This is a genomic window from Prosthecobacter gellanilyticus (genome assembly GCF_007992435.1).
GTDB lineage: Bacteria > Verrucomicrobiota > Verrucomicrobiia > Verrucomicrobiales > Verrucomicrobiaceae > Prosthecobacter > Prosthecobacter gellanilyticus.
The window spans coordinates 1-13,683 of the sequence record NZ_BKAG01000052.1; the positions used below are offsets into that span (position 1 = coordinate 1).

The 13,683-nt window shown below is 59.5% G+C and carries 11 protein-coding genes; 3 read left to right on the plus strand and 8 right to left on the minus strand.

What is annotated here, in order from left to right:
• Positions 1-23 precede the first annotated feature (23 nt).
• The 4 genes from BGE01nite_RS24015 to BGE01nite_RS24030 form a co-directional block, all read right to left on the minus strand.
• A complete protein-coding gene (locus BGE01nite_RS24015; RefSeq protein WP_146854535.1) occupies positions 24-989 on the minus strand; it encodes a hypothetical protein in 966 nt (321 codons plus the stop codon).
• Positions 990-1,051: 62 nt separating this feature from the next.
• Complete coding sequence (gene phoU / locus BGE01nite_RS24020; protein WP_146854537.1) at positions 1,052-1,753, minus strand: phosphate signaling complex protein PhoU; 702 nt, start codon at positions 1,751-1,753, stop codon at positions 1,052-1,054.
• A gap of 17 nt (positions 1,754-1,770) precedes the next feature.
• The gene (locus tag BGE01nite_RS24025) at positions 1,771-2,667 is read right to left on the minus strand and encodes a UDP-2,3-diacylglucosamine diphosphatase (RefSeq protein WP_146854539.1); all 897 of its coding nucleotides are present in this window, start codon (positions 2,665-2,667) and stop codon (positions 1,771-1,773) included.
• Positions 2,668-2,834: 167 nt separating this feature from the next.
• On the minus strand, positions 2,835-3,974 hold the full coding sequence (locus BGE01nite_RS24030) for a glycosyltransferase family 4 protein (RefSeq protein ID WP_146854541.1): 1,140 nt from the start codon (positions 3,972-3,974) through the stop codon (positions 2,835-2,837).
• A gap of 206 nt (positions 3,975-4,180) precedes the next feature.
• Between BGE01nite_RS24030 and BGE01nite_RS24035 the strand changes: the two genes are divergently transcribed.
• Both BGE01nite_RS24035 and BGE01nite_RS24040 read left to right on the plus strand, forming a co-directional pair.
• Positions 4,181-4,882 (plus strand): winged helix-turn-helix domain-containing protein, encoded by a 702-nt coding sequence (locus tag BGE01nite_RS24035; RefSeq protein WP_146854543.1) that lies wholly within the window; start codon positions 4,181-4,183, stop codon positions 4,880-4,882.
• Positions 4,883-4,889: 7 nt separating this feature from the next.
• Positions 4,890-6,167 carry a sensor histidine kinase gene (locus tag BGE01nite_RS24040; protein ID WP_146854545.1) on the plus strand — a complete coding sequence of 426 codons (1,278 nt, stop codon included), beginning with the start codon at positions 4,890-4,892 and terminating at the stop codon, positions 6,165-6,167.
• Between the two features lie 6 nt (positions 6,168-6,173).
• On the opposite strand, the gene BGE01nite_RS24045 is transcribed toward BGE01nite_RS24040, so the two are convergent.
• From BGE01nite_RS24045 to BGE01nite_RS24060, 4 genes are all read right to left on the minus strand, one after another.
• Positions 6,174-8,615, minus strand: a complete 2,442-nt coding sequence (locus BGE01nite_RS24045; protein WP_146854547.1) for a M56 family metallopeptidase — start codon at positions 8,613-8,615, stop codon at positions 6,174-6,176.
• A gap of 137 nt (positions 8,616-8,752) precedes the next feature.
• The gene (locus BGE01nite_RS24050) at positions 8,753-9,640 is read right to left on the minus strand and encodes a diacylglycerol/lipid kinase family protein (protein ID WP_146854549.1); all 888 of its coding nucleotides are present in this window, start codon (positions 9,638-9,640) and stop codon (positions 8,753-8,755) included.
• 87 nt (positions 9,641-9,727) lie between these two features.
• Positions 9,728-11,968: a tetratricopeptide repeat protein gene (locus tag BGE01nite_RS24055; RefSeq protein WP_146854551.1), complete on the minus strand. Its 2,241-nt coding sequence runs from the start codon at positions 11,966-11,968 to the stop codon at positions 9,728-9,730.
• Positions 11,969-11,991: 23 nt separating this feature from the next.
• A complete protein-coding gene (locus tag BGE01nite_RS24060; RefSeq protein ID WP_146854553.1) occupies positions 11,992-12,402 on the minus strand; it encodes a hypothetical protein in 411 nt (136 codons plus the stop codon).
• 108 nt (positions 12,403-12,510) lie between these two features.
• Between BGE01nite_RS24060 and BGE01nite_RS24065 the strand changes: the two genes are divergently transcribed.
• A complete protein-coding gene (locus BGE01nite_RS24065) occupies positions 12,511-13,674 on the plus strand; it encodes a trans-sulfuration enzyme family protein (protein WP_146854555.1) in 1,164 nt (387 codons plus the stop codon).
• Positions 13,675-13,683: the final 9 nt, after the last annotated feature.

The following is a 13,683-nucleotide window of genomic DNA, read 5'->3' on the forward strand; positions in this document are numbered from 1 at the left end:
TTCGCGACTTCAACACTCAAACCTCACTTCCCGCCCATCAGCATGCTGCCCATCTGATACCCGTTCTTGATCAGGTTCATCTGCTGCTCCTGATAATTCTGCAGGGCCTTCAACTGAGGTTGGGACAGGAAACCGGCGGCCTGCTGCAGCGCACGGGCATTGGTGGCACGCTGATACTCCAGATAGGTTTGCAGGTTGGCCTCGCTCATCTGCGCGGGGTTGGTCATGTTCTTCATCAGCGCCGCCTGTTCTGGAGTGGGATTCTGTCGGGTCTGGGCCAGGAGCTGGATGAGCTGGTCTTCCTGCTGCGCATTCAGAGGATCGCCGGTGGCGCTGAACATGCTGCGGCCCATGGTCTCAAACTGCATGCGCTCCGGACGGGTGGCCTCATAGGACTGGAAGCTGTTCCAGTCGGCGTCGTTGTTCATGAACTTCCGGATCGTCTCGTCATAAGCCACCTTGTTCTTCTCAGCCTCGGCCAGGAGCTGCTGGCGCTGCTGCGGGGTCATGTTGGAGTCGAGCAGTTTCAGGCCGAGATCGGCCTCGAGCTTGGCGCGCTCGGTGAGCAGTTTTTTGAAGTGGGCCTTCTCCTCGTCATTGAGCTGCAGTTGCTCGATGAGGCGGGCGTAGCTGGTCTCGATCTGCACCGCCTGCTGCTGGCCCAGGAGATCACGCATCGCAGGGTTCTTCAGCATCTCGCGCAAGGCACCGCTGGTGGTTTGCGGAGCGGCTGGGGCGGCCGGGGCACCGAGCTGCAGGCGGCTGGCGGAAAGGCTGGAGGTGTCCGGGCTCGTGGTGGACGGCAGGGAGGCCACCGGCTTGTTCGCCAAATCACGGCGCAGTTGGGAAATCATATCACGCGCTTCCTTCAGTTCCGACTCCAGTTTCGCGACACGCGGATCGGAGGGCGCGGGGGTGCCCAGCACCCAGGCAAGGGCGAGGACGCAGGCGAGGGTGGAGGCGGCTAAAGCAAGGGTCAGAGGTTTCATGCGGGATTATCTGACCACGGAGCTACCGTATCCGCACAAATTGATCCAGCCCGGAATGAAAATCAGGGGGCCGCAGGGGCCGTGAGATCCGTTTTTTTATGCTTCGTGAAGCGCACGTCCTCCGCCTTTTCGATGAAAATGGTGTCCTCGCAGATGTTCTTGGCGTGGTCACCCACGCGTTCGAGGAACCGGGCCACGAAAATGAGGTGGAGATAGCTTTCCAGCGGCGAATGCCGGGTCTCCATGATCTGAAGCAGCGAGGCATCCAGCGCCTTCTCCGCAGCATCCAGCTCCTTGTCCATCAGACGGGCGGCGGCGGCATCATCCGCGTTCGCGTCCGCGAAGGACTGAAGGCTGGCAGCCAGATTGCGCAGGCAGAGCTGGTACACCGGCTCGATGAGCTTTACCTCGGCGATCTCGGGGAGGTTGTTGATGTGGCGCGCCCGCTTGGCGATGGAACTGGCCTGGTCGGCGATGCGCTCCAGGTTGTTTGCCACGCGGATCGTCCCCATGACCTGGCGCAAATCATGCGCCGTGGGCTGGAACTTCAGCAGGATCTGCATGCCGAGCTGGTCGATGCGCTTTTCCAGCTCATTCACGTCCTGGTCTGCGGCGATGGCCGCATTGCACAGGTCGGTGTCGCGCTCGAGCAGGCCGCGCATTGCATCCGCCAGATTCTTCTTGGCGATGCTGGACATGGTGAGCACCTGCTCGCGAAGGCTGGTCAGCGCGTGATTGAAGGAGGTCAGGATATGATCGTGCATGGACTTCGTTGTCGAGATTACATCGCCAAGGTGACATTTTCGACACCAAAGTTTGCCTCATTCACGACCGGAGTGCTTTTCGCAGGCCCCTTGGGCTGGCGGTTCGTGCGCTCGCAGAAGTCGTGGTAGGTCACCACTTCAAAACGTCCGTCCTCATGCTCCAGGATGGCGGTCATGGACTCCACCCAGTCTCCGGAGTTCAGGTAGTGGGTCTCGCCGATGATTTTGTTCGCCGGGCTGTGGATGTGCCCGCAGATGATGCCGACGCAGTTTTTGGACTTCGCCAGTTCCTGGAGCTGCTCCTCATAACGGCCCACGAAGTTGACGGCGGATTTGACCTTCAGCTTCACCCAGCGGCTGAGGGAAAAGCTGTCCTTCCCGCGCACATGGCGCCACCAGTTGTAGAGCCTGTTCACGCGCAAAAGAATGTTATACCCGATGCCGCCCAGCTTGGCGATCCAGGGATGGTTCGTGGTCACATGATCGAAACCATCGCCATGAATAATGAGGTAATTCCCACGCGCCGTGCGGTGAATGTGCTCACCGATGATCCGGAAGTTATCGAGCTGGATGGGGACAAAGCGGTCCAGAATGTCGTCATGATTGCCACGCAGGTAGATGATCTCCGTGGACTCCTTCTCCATCTTCTTCAGCACGGTGCGGAGAAAGCCGGTGTGGCCTTTGTTCCAGCCACCCAGGCGGCGCAGATGCCATGCATCAATGATGTCACCATTCATGATGAGCTGGTCACACAGGATGTGACGGATGAAGTGGGAAGCCTGGGCAGCTTTGCAGTCTGGCATGCCAAGATGCACGTCCGAGATGATGAGGGTGCGCACGCGCAGCTTCGTCTTCTGCCGCGTGGGATCCACGGGCTCATCGGCGGGCTCGTCGGCGAGGATGATGTCACTCATGAAAAAGCTGGGGCTAGGGGTGCTGGCGAGCGGGGAAATGACGAAGGAATGCCGGAGCTCGAATAACGAACATTTCTGCCTGAAGGCGCTGCGCACAGCTCTCCTTCGGCCTTCGGAATTCGGGCTTCATTCGTCATTCTGGTTTCGTCATTCGTCATTGGGAGGGATCACATGCCTGACATGTTTTTCTTTGAGTCGATCGCCGTCTGCAGCTCGCCCTCGAACTGCTGGATGACACGCTTCCAGCCATAATCACTGGCGGCCTGGCGTGCGGCGGCGCGCACGGCAGAGTTGTCCCAGCTTTTCGCCGCTTCGCGAGTGGTTTGCAGAAAAGGCTCCTCCTGCTCAAAGGGGGCCAGCCAGCCATTCTGGCCATGCTGGATGACCAGCCGGGGCGCGGCATAGTCATAAGCCACCGTGGTGAGTCCGCTGGACATGGCCTCGAGGACGACATTCCCAAAGGTCTCGCTGGAGCTTGGGAAAAGGAAGACGTCACCACTGGCATAGCACTCAGCCAGTTCCGTGCCGCGTTTGGCCCCGGTGTAGATGCACTCTGGATGCTCAGCTTGAAGAGACTTCAGGCGCGGGCCGTCCCCCACCACCACGCAGGGCGCCCGGGGATGAACCTCGCGGAAGGCGGCAAAAGCGCGCATGAGCAGCGGCAGGTTCTTTTCCGCCGCCACACGGCCCACATAGATGGCCACGGGGGTCTTCTCGTCAGCACCCCAAGAGCGGCGGAGCGCTTCGCTACGCCGGGCTGGCGAAAAGAGATCTGTGTCCACACCACGACCAAGCACGCCGACGTTCTGGATGCCCCAGCGCTCCAGCATGGCAGCGGTGTCGGCACTCGGAGTCAGGGTGCGGGCGGTTTGATTGTGAATGCTGCGCAGCATGCCCTGGGCCACCGTTTCCAGTCCAGGCAGATGGTAATCCTCCAGGTAGCTCTGAAAGTTCGTGTGAAAGCCAGACACCACGGGGATGCCCATCTTGGCCGCGGCACGGATGCTGGCGATGCCCAGCGGGGTCTCCGTGGCCACATACAGCACGTCCGGCTTCATCTCCTCAAACCGTGCCTGCATCTGCCAGGTGGTGCTGATGCCGATGCGCAGCCCCGGGTAACCCGGCAGCGGCATGGCCATGACCACGTGCCGTTTCAGCGGCTCCGGCTCGCCGTCTCCAGCTGCCAGAGTGGTGATGATTTCCACCACATGGCCGCAATCCGCCAGCCCTGTGGCGAAGGTGGACAGGGACCGTGACACGCCATTGATATCTGGCGGGTAGGTGTCCGTGATGAGCATCAGCCTCATGTCAGCGTAGCGTGGTCTGTTCTTAAGTTGTGGATAGGATGGTGGCAGAGAAAGGCAGAAATCGGCCCCCGAAAACGCCCCCACAGTGACGAATGTGTCACATGGGAAGGTGCTTGCAGAGCTTTCATTTGTTCCCCTTTGTGTCACAGTCGTCACCAAGAAAAGTTTGTGACGAAGCCCCCCCTCCGCGTAATCCAGCACCCTGTATGAGCAAAATCCTGGTGGTCGATGATGAACCGGACATTTCCGAACTGATCTCTCTTCACATGATGAGGGAGGGACACGAATGCCTATGCATTACCAATGGCCTGGAGGTCATGCCCTCGGCCCTGAATGAGCAGCCGGACCTGATCGTCCTGGACCTGATGCTCCCCGGTCTGGACGGACTGAGCAGCTTCAAGCGTCTCCGTGCTGACAGCCGCACCCGCAGCATCCCGGTGATCATGCTCACGGCCAAGACCCAGACCACCGACCGCATCAACGGCCTGGAACTCGGTGCCGATGACTACCTGACGAAGCCTTTCTCCCCCCGTGAGCTGGCCCTGCGCATCACCGCCATCCTGCGCCGCACGAAGAAGGTGACCCACGTTTCTGAGGTGAAGACGGGCGAGTTCCTCCTGGACCGGAAAAACATGAAGTTCTTCTACAAAGGCCAGCCCATCGACCTCACGACCACGGAGTTCAAGCTCCTGGCCGTGCTCATGGAAAACACCGCCGCTGTCCACACCCGCGCCGAGCTGCTGCGCGAAGTCTGGGGCTACTCCGATGATGTGGCCACCCGCACTCTCGACACGCACATCAAGCGTTTGCGCGAGAAGCTGGGTGATGCTGGCAAGCATGTGGTGACCGTCCGCGGCACGGGTTATCAATTCAGCATGGAAGCCCCGGCAGTCGCCGTGGCAGCATGAGGCTCAAATGACGCTGATTCTCTCCGCTGCCTTCATCCTCCTCGCCCTCTGGGCGTGGAGTCGTGAGAAAAAATGGCGGCGCAGTGTGGGGAGCGTGACCCAGGCCGCAGGGCTGAAGACCTCTGAAGTCGACAAGCTCACCGCGCGCTTCACCGGCCTGCGCGAGAGCAGCCAGGCACTGATTAAAGAAGAGTATCTGCGCCGGCTCTTCGAATCACTGCTCAATGAGATCCGCCAGGGCGTGGCCATCGTGGATGACCAGATGCGCATCAAATTCGTGAACCGCACGCTGGCGCATCTCTTTCACAAGCCCAGCATTCATCGCGGTCGCACGCTCATTGAAGAACTGCAGGACCATCAGGTCACCAGCATCGTCAATGCTGCTTTGACGGATCAACGCCGCCATGTGCGCGAGGTGGAGATGTCCAGTGCTGGCAACTCCAATGGCCGAGGCACACGCAACTTCCTTATTGAGGCCGCCCCTCTGCCTGCCAAGGCTGAGCGCGGTGCCTGGCTCATGGTGCATGACATCACGGAGCAGGTCATGGCGGACCAGGTGAGAAAGGACTTCGTGGCCAATGCATCACACGAACTGCGCACGCCGCTGACACTGATTCATGGTTATATCGAGACGCTGAAAAGCGGTGTGCTAAAGGACGAGGCGGCGCTGCAGCGCTGCTATGATGTCATGGACAAGCATGGCAAGCGCATCGTCCGCATCATCGAGGACATGCTCACCATCTCGCGCCTCGAGAACGGGCAGTCCGCGCTGAATGTGGAACCTTTCACGCTCCGCGCCTGTGTGCAGGATGCGCTGGATCATCTTGGGCCGATGCTCGAAGGCCGCGACACACGCATCGACCTCGATTTCCCGCCTGACGGTGGTCACATGCAAGGCGACCGTTTTTATTGGGACCAAGTCTTCACGAACCTCATCGAGAACGCCATCAAGGAAAACCCGAATCCAGGTCTCGTCATCACCGTCAGCGGCAAATGGTATGCAGATCACTGCCTGCTGCGCGTGAGTGATAACGGCATCGGCATCGCCGCGCATGATCTGCCCTTTGTCTTCAAGCGCTTTTACCGCGGTCACAAGCATCACAGCCCGCAGATCAAAGGCACCGGCCTCGGCCTCAGCATCGTCCGCCGCGCCATTGATGCCCACGGCGGCACCATCGAGCTCAGCAGCACGCCGGGCATTGAGACCACCTTCACCATGCGCCTGCCGCTAAAGATGGAAAAGGTTGTGTCAATGGATGAACAGGAAGAGAGCTCCCGGCTCTAGGATGCATCATTTGGATGCGGGCTTGTCCTGAGCCTCGCCACTTGGATCTATGATCTGGGGGGTGATGAAGAAAAGGCGTGACTGATTGATCCCGCCATCCTCCTTGACCATGCCACCGACCACCACGGTCTGGCCGTCCCACACCGTGATGGAAGTGCGCAAGGCATGGCTTGCAGGCGTAGCAGTGGTTGAAAGGATCCTGATCGTCAGCTCGATGCTTGACCCATCCGCACCGATCTGAGGGGCCAGGATCATCCTTCCGCCATCATGAGCATCCGGGATGGTGAAATCCTGGAACTCGTCGCTTTTGACGGAGGCGCTTTTCAGCGTGCTCATGGTCATACCCTTCTTTTGGCTCAGCGCACGGAGGACGACTTGAAACTGAGAATCCGTGAAGACTCCCTGCACGGTGTACAAGTCTGGCCGTTTCACGACTCCCATCGGCGGGGCTGGCGGTGCGGCCCCGCTGGCTGGAGTGCCCAGAGCACCTGCGATCAGCAGATCAAAAGGCATGCCAGCGTCCTTGGATTGTTTCGCATCCAGGACTTTGACAGATAGATGCACACGCTTCGCATCCATGGCAGCGTTGGCCTTGTCTGCCTCCTTGGCTTTGGCATCAAAATCATCAGCGGATGATTTGACCGGGGCTGGCTGCGCCTTGGCCATGAGGTTGATCTTCTCACCAAAGCCACCGGTGGCGAACTGTCCGTCAGGTCTGAGGGCCCGCAGAGTAATCAGGGTCGTCACACATCTCTTGCCGACCGGGAGATGCGTCACAACGGTTTCACCCGACTGCACCTGTGCGCGTGCCTCCGAGCTCAGGATGGTGACGCTAGGCCAGTCAACGTTTTTGCCATCCTCCAGGTTCAGCATGATCTCGCCATGGCGCGTTCCAAACGAGGGTTTGATACTGGCTTCGACACGACCGTCCGCCTTAGGCAGCACGCCCAGCTCGATGCTTGTGCCCGCAAACTTGCGTGGCTCTCCAGGCGGTCCTTCGTAGAGCATCTCCATCACTGCCTGGGTTCCAATCTTCATGCTCACTGCAGGCGTGGACATAAGGTCCACTCCTTTGGTGGAAGACACTGAATGCAGGACATCCCTGAGCTGAAGACTCGACAGCGTGCCTCCATGCTCACCATAAAATTGGTTCGCCACAATGACCCGGCCCGTCACATGAACTTGCGGCAGGATCGTGGATGCTTCTGCGACCACTGCGGCAACTTTGTCGAGCTGTGTTCGCGTGTTCCGGACGATGATCTGAGCGGTCACGCGATTGGACACGGCTGTGGCACCTTCAGGAAATGCAATGCCCTGCTCCTTCAACCACTCCTTGGCCACCCTGGCCTTCGTCGCGATCTCAGGCGGCACCCTGAAGACACGCGTAATCAGCTCACCGTTGTCCGGTTTCTCATTCGTGGCCGCAGGCTCCTGCGCAGCGGCGGTCGTGATGCCGAGCGAGGCCACGAGCATGGGCAGCGCGAGCACACAGATCAGGCAGGCCAGCACAAAGAACGCGCCGATGCGCTTCCTGACACCGCGTGCCTCCATCAAGGCGATGAGACGTGCTTTCAGCCGGCGTGCAGGCACCGAGCTGGCGATGGGCATGACACAAGCGGGTTGGAAGGAAGGCTTCGCCGCCCAGCCTAACAAAAAATTCGAATAGTCATTCGACTCCTGTGGCCTATCGAGCGCTGCCGCATCACAGACCTCTTCCGTGGCACGCGCATGGCATTCGACCAGCGCATGAACAACCGGGTTCCACCAGAGTAGCGCCCGAATGATGCCCTGAATCAAGGCGGCGGCAGTGTCCGCACGGCGCAAGTGCTCCGCCTCATGACGCAGGATCCAACGCCACTGCTGCGGAGGCAGCGTGCCAAACGCGGACGATGGAAGAGCAATCACCGGAGGAAACCAGCCCGCGACACAAGGCGTGGCATCACCCTCGACGACACGCAACCGTCCGAGCGGCACGACTTCAGGCAGCGCGTCAATCTCCTGCTGCTTCAGATACCGCAGCCGCCAAGCCCACCTCTGCATGCCGCAACTCTGCGCGAGGAGACGCAACAGCAGCACGCCGGCCACAACCCCATACAACCAGCGCGCTGCTTGGATGATATCGTCCATCTTCCATGCGGGCGCGGTGCTGGCCTTCGCCACTTCCGATGCTGTCTTTGACTCTGGAGTTGAAGGTGTCACCACCACCCGCCAGTTCGACTCAAGCGTCTGATGAACCGCCGTCCATACCGGTGCCTTCTCCGCAACATAAGGGAAAGACCAGAAGCCAATGTCAAACGCCCCAATGAGCGAAAACAACACCGCGAGAAATGCCGCGTGACTCCGGCGCAGGGCATCACGAATCACAAAGCGCACGATCACCCAGCCTAACAAAGCCAGCGCAAGGCTGTGGATGCCAAAATTCAGAAACGAGATGCTGGCCGCGCTCATGGACGGCCTCCCTTCATCACGGCCAGAACGGCAACCGGAAGCACAGGAAATGGATTTTTAACCATATCCCGATGTTTTGACGACATTTGTCGGAGATGACAAGACTAAAATACGACAAGTGTCGTATTTTGATGATCTCAAACCGCCACGTTCAACTTAAACGGCGCGGCTTTGAAAACGACGGGTGTGGTGTCGTGGATCAACTCGCCGTCCAGCTCGTAGGGGGCGGCAGGTTCGGCGGTAACAGTGAACTCGCTCACCTGGAGGTAGTCGAGATCGAGGGCGGAATCATAGCCGCGTTCCAAGATGGCGCGGATCATCTGCGCGAACTCCCAGCCGCCGAGTTGGCGGAAGACCAGCACATCGAGCAGGCCGTCCTGGTTGTCCGCCTTCGGGAAGATCTGCACGGGACCGCCATAGTGCTTCCCGGCGCCGACCAAGACCACGCTGCCGAGCAGGTCCGGACGGCCATCGATCTTCACCGTCAGCACCGGCGGGGTGCGGCCCAGCACCTCCACGGCGGAGACGACATAGCTCAGGGGTCCCAGGCGCTTCTTCCGCTCCCAGGGGGTCTCCTGGATGATCTCGGCATCAAAACCCACGCCAGCGAGCTGCACGAAGTAATGGTCGTTCGCCATCCAGAGATCGATCTCACGGCGGCTGCCGCTGCTGATCTTCTGCCAGCAGACGCTGATGTCCGCCGAAGGCAGCCCAAGCTCATAGGAAAACACGTTCATGGTGCCCAGTGGCAGCACGCCCAGAGCAGTGTGCTGCTCAGGCGGACGGCTGGCATTCACGGCGCAGATGCCCTGCAAAACCTCGTTCATGGTACCGTCACCACCACCTGCCACGACCAGCCTGTGACCCTCCCGCGCCAGCTTTTCAGCGATCTCCCGGGCCTCGCCAGGAGCCGTGGTCAGGACCAGTTCCGGCGAGGGCGTTAGCGCCCGGAGGGAGGCCTCACGGGCCGCCGCCTGGGTGCTGCGTGCGGCGGGGTTCAGAATGACAGGGATACGATCAGGCATGCCGGGCGCGGTTATGTGACGGGTTCGCGACGTATACAAGTGACAATGCTAAGAGTCACGCATCGCCACCCCAGCCGTAATGACCACTTATGGCGAACTGGCTTCCCCTGGCAGTACGTTCTCGATTTGTTCGTGTGACATCCCACCTTCCATGAGCGCGGAAACAAGACTTTGGAGCGCATTTCCCTCCGTCTGGCCACTCTCGAGGAGAAGAGTGAAGTAATTATCCAGGGCCGCACGCAGATGGGGATGCTCATGCCCCGTCTGAGCGGTGAACCGGACAAAAATATCCACAGTCCTTCGCATGGGTTCCTTAGCCTCCCCCGGCCGATTCATGTCCTTGAGTAACTGAGCGAGGTTATTGAGAGTGACAGCGACTTCGGGATGATCGGGCCCATAGCTTGCCTCATCAATCTTCAAGGCACGACGCATCGGCTCCTCAGCCTCCCGTAATCGGTTCGTGGCCTGAAGCAATTGGGCAAGATTATTGAGGCTAATGGCGACACGAGGATGATCGGGGCCGAAGGTGGCTTCTACAATTTTCAACGCACGATGATGAAGAGGCTCTGCTTCTGCTGGCCGATTTGTGTCTTGCAGCAACTGCGCGAGGTTGTTGAGGTCGCGAGCGACGTCAAAATGATCGGGGCCATAGCTGGTTTCAACGATCTTCAACGAGCGACGCATCAGCCTCTCAGCCTCCCCTAGCCGGTTCGTGGCATAGAGCAACGTAGCGAGGTTGTTTAGATCAACGGCGACTGTGGTATGAGTCGGGCCGTACAGGGCCTCATCAATCTTCAAAGCGCGGCGCATCAACTGCTCCGCCTCATTCGCACGATTCGTGGCTTGGAGCACCTGGGCAAGGTTGTTGAGACGGATGGCGACTGTGGGATGGTCCGGGCCCTGGCTGGCTTCATCAATCTTCAAAGCACGACGCTGGAGAGGCTCGGCCTCGGCATGTTGGGCACGATTTCTGAGCCACAGGGCGAACTGATTCAGAACATAAGTCAACGAAGTCTCTATAGGCTGGAATTCTGGGTGTTCGGTCGCTGCGATTATGGTTTGCAGATGGGGACTGAGCAATGTCCAAGTCTGCCAGCCCTCCTGGCTCCAGTCGGGGTCGGGCAGGGTGGCCTTCAGGATGTTTAAACAGGCTGTAAGTGAGGCCTGCCGCTCTTCTGTCGAAAACGCGGCTCTCATACAGGTCTGGAGCAAGCGGTGGACAAGCACCTGCGACGGATCGGCTTCCCAACGAATGAGGGAGGCTTTGGAAAGAAGATCGAGATCGCCCCGCAACTGCGGCCAGCCTTCCAAGACCTCGAAGGGTTTCAGGGAGAGCGCGGCCGGACGTGGGGCGATCCAAGCAAGGATGTGCAGCAGTGCCCGCGCTCGTCCTGGCAAACGTGCGACGGATTGATCCCAGACGCGGGCGAGAGAGAGCGGATATTCAAGGTGGTCAGGATTGTGATGGGACAGAGTGGCAGAGGGAGTTTGCTGCCACTCTGCCAACCAAGCCGCAGGAGTGAGATGGGCGTCACGGATGTAGCTTGCGGCTATCTCCAGGCCAAGCGGCAGGTGATCTAAGGCCTGGGCGACACCACTTAGCGTTTTATCACTTGCTGTTAGGCTCGACAGGCGGTCGCGGAGGAAAGCCAACGCCTCTGGCTCACTAAAAAGATCGAGTGGAAAGCCGTCAATTCCTTTGCCCCAATCCGCATGGCGGGAGGTGATGAGGAAAGCGCAGCTGGGCAATTCCTTCCGCAGTTCATGGACAAACTCCCGCGATGGCTTTTCATCCGCACCATCTAGAATGAGCAGCGTACGACGGGCTGTTTCCTGGGCCTTGAGGAAGGCCAAGACTTCGCGGTAGCGTGGCTCCTGCTCTTTTGCTGCTTGCGAGGGGAGATTTAAATTGTCGCGCTCGCAAAGCCTGGAGATCTCACTCTCCAGGCTTTCCCTGGTGGCGGCGCCGAGAAAGAGGACATAGTCGAAGACTTCCTTTTCAAAGAGTAACCAGCCGAGATGCGCGGCCAGCGAGGTCTTTCCCACGCCGCCGTCCGCATGAATCGCACGCGCAGGAAGAATGACAGCCCGCTTGCCTGGCTTCAGTTCCTTCATCAACTGCTTCAACAAATCAGCACGCCCTATGAAGCCCTCATGCGCGGATGTGCTGAGGCCATACGTAAGACGCTTCGGAGGCTCTAGAGGTTTCTGGCCAGGAATGTGGTTATGAAACTCGCGAATGTGAGTATCCCGTCCGGAAAGAACATTTCCCGCTCCTTCAGAGTTCTGCGTGTTGAGTCCTTGTTGGGCAGGATCGGGTTTTGGCATGACCTATTAGCGGTTCTAAGATCTTAAGCTTGGTTGTTCATGTCACGCAGATGCGTATCGCGGCCGCTCACGACATTGCCGTCGCCAACCACGTTTTGCGTTGTTGTCTGAGTCGTGCTTACTTGGATCAAGGCCTGAAGCTCGCCGACGAGGGCAGGCTGGTCGGTTAGCAGCTTCTTCAACTGAACCCGAAGAGAAGCCTGTAGATCTGCATCTTCAGGCTGTTCAGCAAGATCGGCTACAGCACTCTGAAGAGCTGGTGTGGCCTCGGCTTTCGGTTTCAGCCAGTTCCAAAGTTTCACGGCTTGGTCAAAAGCCGCCTCTCCGGTTTTCTTGGCGAACCCTTTTCCAGTTTCCTTAGCCCCTTCATACAGATACGGCAAAGCAGGAGCCAGCGTAGCAACGGTGTCTTGGAGCAAAGCGGGTAGGTCCATGGTCCCTAAGAATGAACGGCGTCCAGCTAGATGCAATCCCCGAAGGCTTCTCACGACACTTTCACGTTTCGCAAAACGCGCATCCGCGCTATGCCTGCCCTCCCCATCATGAGAGACGACTCCACAGTGCCCAGCGACGCGCGTTTTGAGACGCGTGCCATCCACGTCGGCCAGGATTACCGCAGCGAGACCGGCGCGGTCATCCCGCCCATCTACATGACCTCGACCTTCGAGACGGGGAACCCCGGCAGTTTTGACTACACCCGCAGCGGCAGCCCCAACTTCCGTAACCTGCAGACCACGCTGGCCAGCCTGGAAAATGCGAAGCACTGCACCATCTTCGCCAGCGGCGTGTCCGCCATCACGGCCATCGCCTTCGGGCTGAAGAGCGGGGACACCATCGTTTCCGAGCAGAACATCTATGGCTGCACCTACCGCCTGTTTGAAAGAGTGCTGCGGAAGTTCGGCGTGAACATCCAGTATGTGAACCTGGCTGATCCGGCGAACTACGACCAGGTCGCCGCGCTGAAGCCGGCGCTGCTCTGGCTGGAATCCCCCACGAACCCGCTACTGAAGGTCCTGGACATCCAGGCGCTGTCGGATGTGGGCCACAGTGTGGGTGCCTCCGTGGTGGTGGACAACACCTTTGCCTCCAGCCTGCTGCAGCAGCCGCTGGATCTCGGCGCGGACCTCTCCCTGCTTAGCACCACGAAGTACACGAACGGCCACTCCGATGCCCTCGGCGGTGCGGTATGCAGCAACACGGACGAATGGCAGGAGAAGATGATCTTTGCCCAGAAGGCGCTCGGCCTGCAGCCCAGCCCCTTTGACACCTGGCTGACCTCCCGCGGCGTGAAGACCGAGGCCCTCCGCATGGAGCGGCATAATGCGAACACGCTGGAAATCGCCAAACGCCTGGAGGCCCATCCGCGCGTGAAATCCGTGCGCTATCCCTTCCTGCCCAGCCATCCACAGTATGAGCTGGCGAAGAAGCAGATGACCGGTGGCAGCGGCATGATGCTGGCTGATTTCGGCCACACGCAGGAGGGCGCGCTGGCCTTCATCCGCCGCCTGCATCTCTTCACCCAGGCGGAGAGCCTCGGCGGCATCGAAAGCCTCATCTGCCACCCCGCCACCATGACCCACGCCTCCGTGCCCAAGGAAGTCCGCGAAGCCGCCGGCATCACCGACGGCCTCATCCGCTTCTCCGTCGGCATTGAGCATGTCGAGGATCTGTGGGCGGACATTGAGAAGGCGCTGGCGGGAAGCTAAAAGGAGCGC

Coding starts and splice junctions, on each gene's coding strand:
- BGE01nite_RS24015 (WP_146854535.1), bottom strand. CDS start 989: ATGAAACCTCTGACCCTTGCTTTAGCCGCCTCCACCCTCGCCTGCGTC.
- phoU (WP_146854537.1), bottom strand. CDS start 1,753: ATGCACGATCATATCCTGACCTCCTTCAATCACGCGCTGACCAGCCTT.
- BGE01nite_RS24025 (WP_146854539.1), bottom strand. CDS start 2,667: ATGAGTGACATCATCCTCGCCGACGAGCCCGCCGATGAGCCCGTGGAT.
- BGE01nite_RS24030 (WP_146854541.1), bottom strand. CDS start 3,974: ATGAGGCTGATGCTCATCACGGACACCTACCCGCCAGATATCAATGGC.
- BGE01nite_RS24035 (WP_146854543.1), top strand. CDS start 4,181: ATGAGCAAAATCCTGGTGGTCGATGATGAACCGGACATTTCCGAACTG.
- BGE01nite_RS24040 (WP_146854545.1), top strand. CDS start 4,890: ATGACGCTGATTCTCTCCGCTGCCTTCATCCTCCTCGCCCTCTGGGCG.
- BGE01nite_RS24045 (WP_146854547.1), bottom strand. CDS start 8,615: ATGAGCGCGGCCAGCATCTCGTTTCTGAATTTTGGCATCCACAGCCTT.
- BGE01nite_RS24050 (WP_146854549.1), bottom strand. CDS start 9,640: ATGCCTGATCGTATCCCTGTCATTCTGAACCCCGCCGCACGCAGCACC.
- BGE01nite_RS24055 (WP_146854551.1), bottom strand. CDS start 11,968: ATGCCAAAACCCGATCCTGCCCAACAAGGACTCAACACGCAGAACTCT.
- BGE01nite_RS24060 (WP_146854553.1), bottom strand. CDS start 12,402: ATGGACCTACCCGCTTTGCTCCAAGACACCGTTGCTACGCTGGCTCCT.
- BGE01nite_RS24065 (WP_146854555.1), top strand. CDS start 12,511: ATGAGAGACGACTCCACAGTGCCCAGCGACGCGCGTTTTGAGACGCGT.